Source organism: Clostridium beijerinckii, from assembly GCF_036699995.1.
Taxonomy (GTDB): Bacteria; Bacillota; Clostridia; order Clostridiales; family Clostridiaceae; genus Clostridium; species Clostridium helianthi.
In genome coordinates this window covers 3,775,525-3,789,789 of the sequence record NZ_CP144906.1, presented here as the reverse complement: position 1 = coordinate 3,789,789, position 14,265 = coordinate 3,775,525, and the positions used below count along the sequence as shown (strand labels likewise).

The window sequence follows — 14,265 nt, the reverse complement described above, 5'->3', positions numbered from 1 at the left end:
GGGAGTAAATGAAAAAAGTATTAGTTGAACCATTTAGAATTTGGTTAGATAGTGGTACTGTAATTAGATACAGTTTATCGGGATAATACTCTGTAACTATAAATATATATAGCACATATGTTAACATTTTTATTTTATGGTTTAATTTAATAAGACATGGAATAAAAAATAAGAGGCTAATAAATAATTGAGAGTGAATTCTAATTTAATATTAAAATTTAGTTAAATAAAATAATTAAGTTTTAATATTAGATTATTTATTAAGCAGTTTGCTTACTAAAATTTCAAATATAAACTTATTATTGAAAAGCATTATACTCAAAGTGATATAAATTTAAATATATTTATAAATTTATATTAATGCAGTAAATAAAAAAGTCAAAGCCTGTGATACTGCTAGGTGAGAGATATCTAAATAAGGTAAAATTGCGGTAAAAAATACAATATTCAGCACTTTATTTGAAAAAAATTAAATTTTTGTGTTGACAACCTATAATATGTAACATATAATAAACAAGCAGGTTAGTTGCGGGTATCGTATATCGGTAATACTCCAGCCTTCCAAGCTGGAAAGGTGGGTTCGATTCCCACTACCCGCTCCAAAAAAATTAAAGAGTTTGCAACATAATAAATAATATGCGTTTTTAGCTCAGCTGGATAGAGCAACGCCCTTCTAAGGCGTGGGCCAGGGGTTCGAATCCCTTAAAACGCACCATAATGGTGAACGTAGTTCAGTTGGTAGAGCGCCAGTTTGTGGCACTGGTTGTCGTGGGTTCGAGTCCCATCGTTCACCCCATGTAAAAATATTAGTAGGCTACAAGGAAATTGATTTAGCTTAATTATTTGCAAAAGTATCCTATCATAATTATTATTTTGGTTCACTAGCTCAGTCGGTAGAGCACATGACTTTTAATCATGGTGTCCCGGGTTCGATTCCCGGGTGAGCCACCAATTTGTTTAACCTAAAGTAGAAAAGTATAGTTATAAATATACTTTTTACTTTAGGCTTTTTTATTCTTTAGGAATTTATATTCCAGTAAAATAAAAATAACAGCACCAAGGTAAATGTTAACCTTGGTGCTGTTAGATTTTAATAATATACTGGGATGCTATTAAATATTTTTCTTAAAATAGTTTTCTTTTTCAAAACGGCTGTAGAGTAGCACATATCTTTAAAATAGGCATATTCCTTAACAGTATGATTCTTATAAAATACAAAATTTATAAGTTCAATTTCTTCTTCATTTAAAGTTTTAAGAGCTGACTTTAAATCTTCATAATCACAGACTTCACATAATGAAGCCTCGATAGATATTTCTTGTGAGGGGATATCTTCTTCAAAGTTATCATGAAAACTTAAAACATCATTACTGTCAGTGGAACTTCTAAAATTCATTTTCCTAATTAAATCATTTACATTATTCTTTATTGCATTAGTAGCATAAGCAACAAACCTGTGCTTCTCCAAATTGTACATGGAAACAGATTTAAAAAGTGATTTATAACATTCCTGCTGAATATCATAAATGCTGTATCCATCAACAAAAGTTTTCTTTGAGATATTATAGATTAAAGGCTTAAACTCATCAGCTAATTTTTCTTTTGCGACTTCATCATTATTTTTACATCTTCTCACCAGATTTTCAATATAATCAAAATTCATATGAACCTCCTTCCTCGTTTAATGGCTGCAAACTAAATTGATTAATTTACATATGTTGTGTTTAGTGTTAAGTTAATTTCTACATGTAGATATACGGTAGAGAATGTATGCTTTATATAAAAATAGAAAATAATTTATATTAATTTATTGAAGAGTAACCTAAAGTAATATGTTTACTACATATAGAAGTTTTTTGATTTACTCATCTAAATACAATAATGCGTTTATGGAGAGTTTTGTAATATGAATAATTACATGAATGGCTAAAAAATAGAAGGGTAAGTATTATTGCAGAGTAATAATTTATTTATATCAAAAAATAAAAAATGGTCTGGATAATTGGCATACAGAAAAATAGGTAAAATTAAATTTAAAAACCTGCTGATAAAAGTATTTACCTTTATCAGCAGGTTTCAATTTAAAGAGAAGTTTCATAAAAATACATCACAAATAGATATCAGAAAATTCTATCTTGGTATTTTGCACAAGGCGATTATCCAATAAATTTACTGGTTCTTTATCCATATAGTCCTCAATTATAGTTTCACTAGGAAGTAAAATAGTAAAAGCGCTTCCTTTGCCCAACTCACTTTTAACAGATATGCTGCCTCCCAGTGATTCAACAAACTTCTTTACCAGCGACAGACCAATGCCTGCGCCTTCTGCCTGTCTTGATAGAGAACTATCTACCTGTCCAAATCTTTCAAAGATAATGTTCGCCTTATCTTCTGGTATACCTATTCCTTTATCTTTAACTTCAATACATATCTTATCGTTTATAGAACTTAAAGTTACAATAATAGGCTTGCCTTCAGGAGTAAATTTAGTGGCGTTAGAAAGAAGATTTAGAAGTATTCTTTCATATTTCTCATCATCAATTCCTATAATTTTTTTTTCAATTAAAGGTACAAATGTTACATCAATGGACTTTAAAGCTACATATGTACATATTGACTCTATGATAGACTTTGTCAAAAACACAATATCTACATTCTTTTTATTAATTTTAATTCGTCCTGCATTCACTCTTGTGATATCTAGCAAATTATTAACAAGCCTTAGCTGTCTAAAGGTATTTTGTCTTATCATACGTAAGTACTTTTTTGCTTTATCTGACAATTCATTGGAACAAATATAGTTCATGGCTTGAATTGCTGAGCTAATAACATTGAGAGGAGTTCTAAATTCGTGTGATATTAGGGACAAGAACTCGTCCTTCATTTCTAATGTTCTTTCAAGCTCAAGGTTTTTCTTTTTAAGTTCATCTTTTGTTTTTTTTAATGAAATATGTGTTTTTACTCTAGAAACTAATTCTTTTCTATTAAATGGCTTTGTTACATAGTCTACAGCTCCTAAATCAAATGCCTTTACAATGTCATCTTTTTCATCTTTTACAGTTAAAAATATTATGGGTATATCTTTATACTTTGAACTTTTTTTTAGGGTACTGCACACCTCAAAACCATCAATTTCTGGCATATCAACATCCAGCAAAATAAGTTCTGGAATGTTTTCTTCAAGAAATTTATATGCTTCATTAGCATTCATTGCAATCCCCAGTTCATATTCATTTTCAGACATGATTGTAGCTACTACCTGTATATTATTTGGATTGTCATCTACTATCAATATCAAGTCTCTATTAATGTTACTCATACAGTCCATCCTCCAAGGTTAGTCTTTTTATTTTACTTAAGCTTGATTTAATTTTAATTATATTGTAACTTTCTGCACTTCTAATCAGTTCCTCACCCTCATCAGATATAGACTTCAAATCATGCTGTTCCCCAAATGAAATTAATATTTGGGCCAAATCTTTTACATTACCTATAATCATTGAATTTTCTAATTTTTTTATTAATGGTGTAACCTTATTCTTCAAATCAATAAGTTTATCAGACTCAATTATAATTGATATCGTGTTTTCACTGTTGGTTTTAGGGTAAACATGCATATCTTTTTCAGCCTTATTTCTAATATACTTAGATATTTTACTAAATATCCGGTCAGCGCTAACAGGCTTCATCAAATAATCATCAAATTTGCATCCATTAGGTATGTCTTGTGCAGTAGATGCACTTAGTGCAATAATCGGAATGTCGCAAAATTCTGGATTTTCTTTAAGTATTGATGACAACTTGGTACCGTCCATTTCTGGCATAATCAAGTCTATAATTGCCAAGTCTGGTTTGTCTTGCTCAAATATTTTTATTGCTTCAAAGCCGTTTTCTGCGGTTATAACTTTAAGACCAGCCTTTGAAAGCAATTCCTCCAATAAAAAGCGGTTAGTTTCTATGTCATCTACAACAAGTATCTTTTCATTAGAAAAGTTGTACTTATTAAAATAAGCAGTACTTGTATCTTCAGGAAGTTCTTCAGTCGCAGCTATTGGAACATTATAAAATTCAACATAGAAAGTGCTTCCTTTTCCTTCAGTGCTTTCAACAAAGATTTTCCCCTGCATCATTTCTGTAAGCTTTTTAGTAATGGAGAGCCCAAGACCTGTGCCGCCAAATTTCTTTATGCTTTGTCCTGATGCTTGCTTGAAAGCATCAAATATTTTCGCTCTTTCACATTCAGCAATACCAATGCCTGTATCCTCAATCGAAATTCTAAAGTCCACACTACTCTTGTTTTTGGAAGTAGTTCCTTTTAGTGAAAGCTTCACATATCCATTATCAGTAAACTTTACAGCGTTTCCTACTAGGTTTAATAGTATCTGTCTAACTCTCACTTCATCAAGAAGAATACTCTCGTCAAAGTCCTCCTGAATATCGAGTAAAAATTCAATATTTTTGCTCTTAGCCTTTTGTCTAAACATGTTTTTAATTTCTCTAAAGATATTGCTAAGCTTTAGAGGCTTGTACTGCAGCTCTATTCTCCCAGCCTCTATCTTTGACAGATCGAGAATATCGTTAATTATAGTGAGCAGACTGTTTCCTGCAACATTTATAGTCTCAATATAACTTTTGTGCTTTTCATCCTTTATTGTATTTTTCAGCAACTCACTAAAACCAATAACAGCATTTAATGGAGTACGAATTTCATGGCTCATATTGGCAAGAAACTCGCTTTTAGCCTCATTAGCTTTTTCTGCTTCTATTTTTGCGTACTTAAGTTCAGTATTTGTTTTTTCTAATTTCATAGTTCTTTCTTCAACTTTTTCTTCAAGATTGTCTATAAGGATATGTAATTCTTCTGCCATCTTATTAAAAGCACTAGATAACTTTCCAATTTCGTCGTTTTTAAAGATTTTTGCTCTTTGATGCAAGTCTCCTTTTGAAAACTTTTCCGAAATATTTATCAAATGATTAATTGGCCTTAGTATAACCTCAGTGCTCTTTAAATAAATAATCAAAGATAGAAGAAGTGCAATAATTGAGAAAAATATTGCAGTCTGAATATTGTTATTTATTTCAGATGTAAACAGACTTTCAGGTATAGCTGTTATAATTAGCCAATCTAAACCTTCTCTTTTGTACTCAGTTAGCTTCACATGAAGTTTATCTCCACCTGATTTTATGACAAAGTTAGTGTTTGATGTCTTATTATAATTTTCATAAGCTTCAGCAATAGGTTTGTTTTCGGTTTCATCGATTTTGATTCTTCTTATATCGCTTCCTGAAATGGTTTCAAAGTTAGGCTTATCAAGAGAATTAGCCACTAGAGCCCCTGAGTTTTTTTCAACAATATAGGCAATTCCGTTATTATCTTTAACAATATCCTTCAAGTATTGATTTAGACTTGAAAGAATGATATGAGTACCCAATACTCCTTGAAGAGCACCATCTTTAATATAAATAGGATAAGCTGCAGAAAGCGCTAAATCATCCTTTACAAAGTGCTTATAAAGAGGTGAAAATATGGGCATCTTTTTTTCTTTTGCAATTTCATACCAGTCTCTTGTACGAGGGTCAAAAGCTCCGAAATCTTCTACAAAATTTCCTTCATGCAAATCATTAGTTACAGAATAGTAAAGAGAATGTCCATTTGTTTGTGGAGTACTCCTATATATTTCTATGTTGTTATCTTTATTTCTTCGAGCCCCATAATAACTGCCATCTTCCATTCCGTAACTAAAGCTATAAATTTCTTCTCTGCTTGATTTCACTACTCCAGCAAAGAATGCATCACGTTTTTCTTTATTAGACATATCTATGGTATCATTTTCAATTAAATTATGATTTAGTTCATTTGTATTCAACGGAATTCCAACAAGTGCCTCAATTTTATTTAATATATTATTGCTAGCTTCATTCTCCAATTTTTTTATAATATTATCTGACGAGGTTTTCCAATTAGAAAATATAATGTAGCCTACAGTAGTAAGTGTACCTACCATAAGTATAATAAATAATGCACTGATTGTAATTTTAATAGAACTTTGTTTTTTAGTCATTTTCCGGTACTCCATTTCTAGTAAAATAAAAAGAAAAAGTCATAAAATATTTTGTCTAGACATATAAGTACTACTTAAAGCTTTCATTTGCCAAATTAATGCAAGAGACATTAGTTGCCCTATCATTATACATGATGAAATTTGGAACTGGCAAACGTACAGGAATTTCATTTACAGGATTCTAAGACTTTAAATGTATGTCATAATAGAAGAATACATTCTCATAAAGTTTTTCAAGTAATTTTAGAGTATGGTAAAATATAAGTTAATTGATTTTTAGGTCGAATTATTAAAGAAGTAGTTAAAATTAGTTAGTATATATGTCAATTATTAATAATAAATTCTAGTTTGTTTAATAGATTCATAATAAATCAAAAATCTCTTTTAATAGTTACGCGAGATAATATTTGTTTATTTGTCTAAAATGGAGTTTGTAATAAAAGTATATAGATTTAGATAAGCTAATAGATTATAGAAAATGAGGTGTTAAGCGATGATAAGTAATAAAGATATGAGAATTAGTAAGTTTATAAGCCTTATACTAAGGCATAAGCCAGAGGAAATTGGACTGACTTTAGATGAATATGGATATATTAGTACTTCTGATTTAATTAATGGACTAAATAAAAAAGGATATAAGGTAACAATTTCAGATATTGAAAGAATTGTTGCAGAAGATGGTAAACAAAGATATTCATTTAATAATGATAAAACTAAAATTAAAGCGAATCAAGGCCATTCAATAAAAGTTAATCTTGAATTGCAAGCTATTAAGCCGCCTAAAGTATTATATCATGGAACTGCAACTAGGTTTATGGATAGCATATGCAGAGAAGGTATCAAAAAACAGAATAGACAATACGTTCACTTATCAGCTGATATAGAAACAGCCACAAAAGTAGGCAAAAGACATGGAGAATTAGTTATATTTAAAATTAACAGTGAGCAGATGAATAAAGATGGATATAAATTCTTCTTATCTGAAAACAAAGTGTGGTTAACTGATTATGTTCCAGCAAAATATTTTGAGATTTTTAGAACTAATTAGAGCCAATAATATAAAGGTGAATCGGTATATTTTGAAAATTATAATCTTTATAGGAAGATTTTTTGAGATAATAAAATATTTAGAGCCAATTTTAATATTAGAAAGCTTAATTTATATCTAACTTTATTGAATCTAATAACTTAATATCATCTCAAATTTGGGTATTTTGATGGTTTCTTAAATCTATGTAATTCCATAAATGACCAGAGTTAGTTACCACAAATCATAAACAATAACTAAAGTTAAAGAAAATTTAAATTTAATTAGATAAAAGGAGATCACAAAGTCGTACAATATACCAAGATTATATTAGAATTAGAGAATTATATGATAGAAGTGGAAATCAAATTTCTGATGATACTTATGGTATGTTCATAGATTGCAGGATAAGATATAATTCTGGTAATACTCCTGTTTATGGAAATTGGAATTAACAAGATATTTTACTAATTTAAAATAGAGGACTGTAGTAGGCTTGCTATTATGCAAATCTTACTACAGTCCTTCTTTATTGTTCTGTAATTTCTTTCATATAATCTATTCCAACGATAGTATTATTCTTGGAATTTGGGGTGAAACCAGGATTATGAGATTCGTCATAATCATATGCAAGACCTAATACAAAATTACCTTGATTAGAGGAATAAACTATGTAAGTTTTTCCAGTGGAATTATCATATTTATTTCTTATTTCTTTTATATCATTAGGCAACACGCTTTTAGCAAGTTTTATTGAATCTTCGTAGGTTATTTTTGTTGGATTTACTTCACTTGCATAGGTATAGTCAGTTAATATATCTTTGTATTTTTTATTATCTACATTAGGTATTCCAGCTTCACTGCCAACAAAGCTATTTTCAGTTTCATAGTATGTAAGAGAAGAATTAGTTTTATCATAATTCAGTTTAGATTTATCCACTTCTTTATATCTCTTATCTATTTCAGCATTATCTCTTTCTTCGTTTTCTTCAAAAATTGCCTGATCTCTTGGAGAGTTTCCGCGAGTTTCAGAATTATCATTTTTATCTGTATCTTTACTTGATTCTTCAGTTTTATTTTCAACTGTAGTTTGGTTTTTATCAGCAGTTTCATTTTTGCCTATTGAGTTGCAGCTGATAGCTGTAAAAGATACTGCAATTAATGTTGCTAGTATTATGTAATTAAGTTTTTTCAATATATGTCCTCCTTATATAGCTTTAAAAAATAGTAATAAGAGATTCAAATATTAATAGTCAAGCATTTAACATGATATTAAAGTTTTATCATGTTAAGCTTTAAAGTAAAAATTTGTATAACAAAATGTTAACATATAATAATAATTGAAACAAGGATAGAAGGAAAGAGTTACGGAAATAGAAAAGGATATATCCATTGCTATTAAGTTTAAAAACCTCATTAAATAAAAATTATAAGAAAATTATAGGTAAACTAGAGAAAGTGTGTAAGAAATTAAAAAAAAGAAGGCTTATAATAGTAAGTGGGAACAGAAGATAAGTTCCCTCTCATAAACATTAAATCTCCTATATAAAAAGTATCTAGCTTGTTAATTTCAGGCTGGGTACTTTTTTGTAATGGAAGTACTTTATGAAAAGGTGGTGAGTGCTTGGCAATGAAATTTTAAAAAGCAAGCAGAAAACAAAATAGGGATTACAGGAGGAGGTTCATGATTAATGAATTAATTAATTCAATTAATGAAATGTTAGTTGAAAAATTCCCAAATACAAAGATATATACATCAAAGTTAGAGAAGGAAATAGTAAGACCTTCTTTTTTTATTCGCTACGTTACCAGCAGGCAAGCAGACTTAAATAGAAATAGTTATATGAATACCATAACTATGAAGATTATTTACTTTGGTCCGCTAGATGAGCTTATGAATGTTGATTTAATATCTCAAAATGAAGTTTGGGATACAATGAGGGAAATATTTAGTGATGGATATATAAAGGTACTAGGGAGAACTGCAAAGATAAGAAAGTTGAGAGGTAGAGCAAAAATGTCAGAAATACACTTGAAACTCAAGATAGATCTTGCACAAGACAGAAACTTTAATGCACCTCAAAGCCCTAAAGCAGGCACATTTAATTTTAAAATTTAAGGAGGAATAAAAATGGGAGAACCATCAGTAGACATTATTTTTAAAGAAGCAGGAATAACTGCAGCAAAGAGAGGAACAAGAGGCGTAGTTGCACTTATATTAAAGGATACAATGCCGGCAAACTATAGTAACCCAATAAAAATGGATACTATAGATGAAATTCCAGAAGCTTTATCAGATTTTAATAAGGAACAAATAAAACTTGCCATGATAGGATATCAAAATCCACCAAAACAAGTGATTGCTTATATAGAAGCACCAGATGCAGCTAATTATTCAGAAGCTCAAAATTATTTAGAAACTATTAAATGGGATTATGTAGTAGTTCCAAGCATTGGTCAGACTGCAGATGGAAAGGCTGATACAGAGGCAAATATTACTTCAAGAGCAACAGATTTTGCTACATGGATTAAACAATTAAGAAGTGCTAAGGATATTAGAGTTAAAGCAGTACTTCCACATTGTCCAGCTGATAGTGAAGGAGTAATTAACTTTGATACAGACGACATAAAAACAGCAGCTAGAACTTATACTGCTGCAGAATACTGTTCAAGAATTGCAGGAATGCTAGCAGGAACTTCGCTAAATATTAGTGCTACTTATGCACCACTTGCAGAAGTAGTAGATGTTCCGCATCTAAAGAAAGAAGAAAGAGATGCAGCAATTGATGCAGGAAAATTAATTTTAATTAACGATGGAAAGAAAGTTAAAATTGATAGAGCTGTAAATAGCTTTGTAACTACTATTGAAAATAAAGGCGAGGATTTTAAAAAGATTAAGATAGTAGATATTATGGATTTAATACATGATGATATTAAATCAACAGCTGAAGATAATTATATTGGAAAATATCCAAATGATTATGATCATAAGTGCTTGCTCATTGCAGCTATTAATGGTTATTTTGAAGGGCTAGAGCTTGAAGGATTGCTTGATAGCAGTATTGAAGGGCAAAATAGAGCAGAAATTGATTTGGATGCACAAAAAGCGTACTTAAAGAGCCAAGGTATAGATATTTCAACTATGAAAGATCAAGAAATAAAAGAAAGTAACACTGGTTCACAAGTTTTTGTTAAAGGACAAGTTGTTATTTTAGATGCAATAGAAGATATTAAATTTCAAATATATATTTAGGAGGTAATTATTATGCCACAAGCAAAGGATATTATAAATGGTACTTGGGGAGAAGTTTGGATTAATGGAGAATATGTTTCAGAGGTGTCAGCTCTTCAAGCAAAAGTAACTTTAACAAAGGTAGATGTCAATTTTACAAGGGATCTATGGAAGAGAAGTAAAGTAACAGGTATAGAAGGAAAGGGAACATTGAAATTACATCATATATCATCAAGAATGGCAATTTTAATGAAAGATAACATCAAACAAGGAAAGCAAACTGTATGTACTATAATTTCTAAATTAGCTGATCCAGATTCAGTAGGCGCTGAAAGAGTAGTACTTAAAGATGTTACTTTTGATGAATTAACATTGGCAGACTGGGAAGTTAAAAAGAATGTTGAAGATACAATTGCATTTACTTTCTCAGGCTATGATTTCTTAGACTTAATAGAACCACAATAAAACTTAGGGTTAAGCAATGACTAACCGAAATTAGATACGTGTGTGTTTCATAGGACTATGAAAATTTCGCTGAAAGCACCAAATGAAAGGTTGCATCCACTTTAGCTTGCTCCAACTATTCAGTTTGACAAGCTAAAGTGGAACAAACTTTCATTAAGTGCTTTTTGCAGCTTATTTTCAGATGCCTATTGCACACACAAGCATCTAATTTCTTTGTTGGTTCAGATGCTTGAGTAAATATTAAATAAAAAATTACTGAATTATAGATATGCAATTTAATAACTAGACTTATAGTTAGAAGAACTAAGAAAAATATTAACCGAATTTTAAGAAATTGCTGAAGTAAAAATAAGCGACATATTGTGTGAAGTGTTTCATTGGAATACAATAGTTACTTACTTCGAGTATCTATTGCATAAGCCTAGATTAAACATTGTTTATCTATAATTTTATTAAATTTGAAATGGAGATGAAAGTTATGAATTTAGTTGAACAATTATTAAAAATAGATGCTGGTAAAATTGAGGTGCCTTCTAAGGAGGTAAAACTTAAGCTTGCTAAACTTGGAAATATGGAGATTACATTCACATGTAATGCTATTTCTATGGAGAGATACAATGAAATTCAAGAAAGAGTACTTCAAGTAGATAAGAAAGGAAATATTCAAGGATTTGCAACAGCACAGGCAAAAATAGAAACTGTTCTTGCAGGAGTGCCAGAGCTTAGATCAGAAGAGCTTATGAAACATTTCAAAGCTCCAACACCAAAGGAACTTATGAATAAGATATTCTTACCTGGTGAAGTTGATATTTTAGCAGATACTGTAACTGAAATTTCAGGAGTAGAATCTACTAACAAAAAAGAAGATATAAAAAACTCATAAGCACTGATGAAACTGTTAACCTCTTATATTACTGCTGGAAACTTCATGGTAAGTGGCCAGCAGAAACAATTAATAGGGGATTTGGAGAAAAGATTATCATCAGTGCTTTTATTGAACAAGAAGTTGAAGATAAAATGAAACAAATGGAAGCCTTGTATTCAGGAGGTGATGATTAATGCCGTTTGAACTAGATTCAGCATTATTAAAAGTTATTGATGGGGCTCAAAAATCTCAAAAGGCAATTGATAGTCTATCACCAGTAGCTTCAAAGGCATCTGAAAGTGTGAAAGCAATATCTAAAGCATCAGAATCAGTAGATAAACTCGAAAGTAGCTTTAAAAATACAAGAGATGCAGTAGGAAATACAAGATCAGCTGTTTTCGATTTGATACAAGCATTTACAGATAATACTGGGGAAAGATCTATTGAAAATATTGGAGAGAAAGCTAGAGGAGTAGTTCAATCAATATCTAATGTATCAAAAGCAGCTGAAGACATGAGAACTAGTTTTAAGAATACAAAGGATGAGATTGAAAATGTAAAAAACACTGCATCGAATTTGTATAAGGCTTTTGCAGGTACTGACTTGGGTAAAAAATCTATTAATTTTATAGGAAAACAGGCTTCAAAAGTATCTCAGAAATTTCCTAAATCCAATGGGGGGAAAGCCTCAGGAGTCTTGAATAAAGGCGGACAAGTAATAGGAAAGGCTGTTGATGGAGTTCAGAAAGCTAAAAAGGCAGTAGAAGGTCTAGCACCAGTGGCTTCAAAAGCAACAGAAAGCGTACAAGCAATATCTAAAGCATCAGAATCAGTAGGTAAAGTTAAAAACAGCTTTAATGATACAAAAGATGCAGTAGGAAATGTAAGAACGTCTGTTTCGGATTTAATACAAGCCTTTACAAATAACACTGGGGAAAGATCTATTGAAAATATTGGACAGAAAGCTAAAGAGGTAGTTAAATCAATATCTAATGCATCAAAAACAGTTGAAGACTTGGCAACTAATTTTATAAATGCGAAAGATGAGATTAAAAATGTAAAAAGTACTGTATCTGATTTCTTTAAAACCTTTAAAGATAATGATTTGGTCAAAAAAGCTACTGACGGTATAGGAAAACGGGCTTCAAAAGTAGCTCAAAAAATTCCTAAATTAAATAGTGCTAAAGTATCAAGGACTGTAAAATCAGCTGGAATTGGAAGTAAGGGATCTAATGTCTTAAATATAGCTAAACAATCAATGGGAAAAGTTGGTGCGTTAACTCCTTCTCTATCAGCACCATTGCAGGGACTAGCTGGAAGTTTTGAAAAGATTAAAGGTGTAGTTTCAAAGAGCTTTTCATCTATATTTGGAATTTTTACTAAATTGCCATTACCTCTTCAAATAATAATTGGAGTAGTTGGATTACTCGCAGTTGCTTTTGCTACAAATTTTGGTGGAATAAGAGATATAGTTATGGGAGTATTTAATAAGATTTCAGGTGCTGCAAAAGCTGCAATAGACACCTTCAAGAAAACAGGAAGTGCAGCTCAAGGAATAGGAGCTTTATTTACTAATTTATTTGGACCTAAGGTTGGAAATATTGTGACACAGACAATTAATAAAATAATAACAGTAGTTAAATCAATAGTAACCTTTATTCAAGCTAATATGCCTAAAATAAAGAGTATAATTCAAAATGTATTTAAAGGAATTCAATCAGTTTGGAACTCTATATTAAAACCAGTATTAACATTTGCAATTCAAATTTTTAGTAAATTAATAAGCTTTGTAATGTCTAACTGGCCACGTATAAAACAAACTATTACGACTGTTATGACAGCCATTAAAACTGTTATAAGCACTGCTTTAAATATGATAATGGCCTTTTGGAATGTTCATGGGCAGACTATAAAAGCAGTAGTGTCTTCAGCATTTAACATAATTAAAACAGTAATCATGACTGTACTTAACGTAATAACAGGAGTGATTAAAACTGTAATGCAAGTTATAAATGGAGATTGGTCAGGTGCATGGAATACTATAAAAAGTACTGTGGGAACAGTATTTAATGGTGCCATAGATATTATAAGAAATATATTAAATGCAATAGGTTCAATATTTAAAGACATGGCTAAAACTGCTATTAGTTGGGGTAAAGATATGATAATGGGAATTGTAGATGGTATAAAAGGAGCAGTAGGTTATATTGAAGATGCTATTTCAGGTGTAGCCGATAGGATAAGATCATTTCTTCATTTCTCAGTTCCAGATAAAGGTCCTCTTACAGATTACGAAACATGGATGCCGGACTTTTTAAAAGGTATGGGTCGTGGTATTAAAGTTAATACTCATTTAGTAACTGAACCAATTAAAGATCTTGCAGTAGGAATAAAAACTGGTGTAAATAAAAATTTATCATCAGGAAGCAAGACTAGTAGCCAAGGATTTAAAGGTGCTTCTGGATTAACTAAAGATGATAGCTCACAAAATGGATTTGCAATAACAATAGCAAAGCTTGCAGATTCTATAATAATCAGAGAAGAAAGCGATATAGATAAAATTGCAACAGCTCTAGCCAATAAATTGAGTCAAACAGCTCTTGGAATGAGTTAG

10 protein-coding genes, 4 tRNA genes and 1 pseudogene are annotated in these 14,265 nt (G+C 30.5%); 11 read left to right on the top strand and 4 right to left on the bottom strand.

Annotation, left to right across the window (positions count from 1 at the left end):
* Nucleotides 1-528 precede the first annotated feature (528 nt).
* From PZA12_RS17450 to PZA12_RS17435, 4 genes are all read left to right on the top strand, one after another.
* Nucleotides 529-602, top strand: a tRNA-Gly gene (locus PZA12_RS17450).
* A 36-nt stretch (nucleotides 603-638) separates the two neighbouring features.
* A tRNA-Arg gene (locus PZA12_RS17445) sits at nucleotides 639-715 on the top strand.
* 5 nt (nucleotides 716-720) lie between these two features.
* Nucleotides 721-796: transfer RNA gene (locus PZA12_RS17440), tRNA-His, on the top strand.
* 79 nt (nucleotides 797-875) lie between these two features.
* Nucleotides 876-951: transfer RNA gene (locus PZA12_RS17435), tRNA-Lys, on the top strand.
* 139 nt (nucleotides 952-1,090) lie between these two features.
* On the opposite strand, the gene PZA12_RS17430 is transcribed toward PZA12_RS17435, so the two are convergent.
* From PZA12_RS17430 to PZA12_RS17420, 3 genes are all read right to left on the bottom strand, one after another.
* Entirely contained in the window at nucleotides 1,091-1,663 is a 573-nt protein-coding gene (locus tag PZA12_RS17430; protein WP_103697764.1) for a sigma-70 family RNA polymerase sigma factor, read from the bottom strand.
* A 444-nt stretch (nucleotides 1,664-2,107) separates the two neighbouring features.
* Entirely contained in the window at nucleotides 2,108-3,319 is a 1,212-nt protein-coding gene (locus tag PZA12_RS17425) for a hybrid sensor histidine kinase/response regulator (protein WP_242984794.1), read from the bottom strand.
* The gene (locus PZA12_RS17420) at nucleotides 3,312-6,062 is read right to left on the bottom strand and encodes an ATP-binding protein (RefSeq protein ID WP_161223336.1); all 2,751 of its coding nucleotides are present in this window, start codon (nucleotides 6,060-6,062) and stop codon (nucleotides 3,312-3,314) included. The genes PZA12_RS17425 and PZA12_RS17420 overlap by 8 nt, the downstream gene beginning before the upstream one ends.
* Before the next feature lie 86 nt (nucleotides 6,063-6,148).
* Here PZA12_RS17420 and PZA12_RS24980 point away from each other — a divergent pair.
* A pseudogene (locus tag PZA12_RS24980) lies at nucleotides 6,149-6,320 on the top strand (transposase); the annotation flags it as partial.
* A 235-nt stretch (nucleotides 6,321-6,555) separates the two neighbouring features.
* Complete coding sequence (locus PZA12_RS17415) at nucleotides 6,556-7,110, top strand: RNA 2'-phosphotransferase (protein WP_103697761.1); 555 nt, start codon at nucleotides 6,556-6,558, stop codon at nucleotides 7,108-7,110.
* A 508-nt stretch (nucleotides 7,111-7,618) separates the two neighbouring features.
* Here PZA12_RS17415 and PZA12_RS17410 read toward each other — a convergent pair.
* Entirely contained in the window at nucleotides 7,619-8,284 is a 666-nt protein-coding gene (locus tag PZA12_RS17410; RefSeq protein ID WP_103697760.1) for a hypothetical protein, read from the bottom strand.
* Between the two features lie 489 nt (nucleotides 8,285-8,773).
* Between PZA12_RS17410 and PZA12_RS17405 the strand changes: the two genes are divergently transcribed.
* From PZA12_RS17405 to PZA12_RS17385, 5 genes are all read left to right on the top strand, one after another.
* A complete protein-coding gene (locus tag PZA12_RS17405) occupies nucleotides 8,774-9,208 on the top strand; it encodes a phage tail terminator family protein (protein WP_103697759.1) in 435 nt (144 codons plus the stop codon).
* A gap of 12 nt (nucleotides 9,209-9,220) precedes the next feature.
* Nucleotides 9,221-10,342, top strand: coding sequence for a phage tail sheath subtilisin-like domain-containing protein (locus PZA12_RS17400; RefSeq protein WP_103697758.1), 1,122 nt, complete (start codon nucleotides 9,221-9,223; stop codon nucleotides 10,340-10,342).
* A 12-nt stretch (nucleotides 10,343-10,354) separates the two neighbouring features.
* Complete coding sequence (locus PZA12_RS17395) at nucleotides 10,355-10,786, top strand: phage tail tube protein (RefSeq protein WP_012059574.1); 432 nt, start codon at nucleotides 10,355-10,357, stop codon at nucleotides 10,784-10,786.
* Nucleotides 10,787-11,264: 478 nt separating this feature from the next.
* Nucleotides 11,265-11,669: a phage tail assembly chaperone gene (locus tag PZA12_RS17390; RefSeq protein ID WP_065416066.1), complete on the top strand. Its 405-nt coding sequence runs from the start codon at nucleotides 11,265-11,267 to the stop codon at nucleotides 11,667-11,669.
* Nucleotides 11,670-11,844: 175 nt separating this feature from the next.
* Nucleotides 11,845-14,265, top strand: a complete 2,421-nt coding sequence (locus PZA12_RS17385; protein WP_103697757.1) for a phage tail protein — start codon at nucleotides 11,845-11,847, stop codon at nucleotides 14,263-14,265.

Bases quoted from the DNA above. Each gene is read 5' to 3' on its own strand.
- PZA12_RS17430 (WP_103697764.1), bottom strand. From the start codon at position 1,663: ATGAATTTTGATTATATTGAAAATCTGGTGAGAAGATGTAAAAATAAT.
- PZA12_RS17425 (WP_242984794.1), bottom strand. From the start codon at position 3,319: ATGAGTAACATTAATAGAGACTTGATATTGATAGTAGATGACAATCCA.
- PZA12_RS17395 (WP_012059574.1), top strand. From the start codon at position 10,355: ATGCCACAAGCAAAGGATATTATAAATGGTACTTGGGGAGAAGTTTGG.
- PZA12_RS17390 (WP_065416066.1), top strand. From the start codon at position 11,265: ATGAATTTAGTTGAACAATTATTAAAAATAGATGCTGGTAAAATTGAG.
- PZA12_RS17415 (WP_103697761.1), top strand. From the start codon at position 6,556: ATGATAAGTAATAAAGATATGAGAATTAGTAAGTTTATAAGCCTTATA.
- PZA12_RS17405 (WP_103697759.1), top strand. From the start codon at position 8,774: ATGATTAATGAATTAATTAATTCAATTAATGAAATGTTAGTTGAAAAA.
- PZA12_RS17385 (WP_103697757.1), top strand. From the start codon at position 11,845: ATGCCGTTTGAACTAGATTCAGCATTATTAAAAGTTATTGATGGGGCT.
- PZA12_RS17420 (WP_161223336.1), bottom strand. From the start codon at position 6,062: ATGACTAAAAAACAAAGTTCTATTAAAATTACAATCAGTGCATTATTT.
- PZA12_RS17400 (WP_103697758.1), top strand. From the start codon at position 9,221: ATGGGAGAACCATCAGTAGACATTATTTTTAAAGAAGCAGGAATAACT.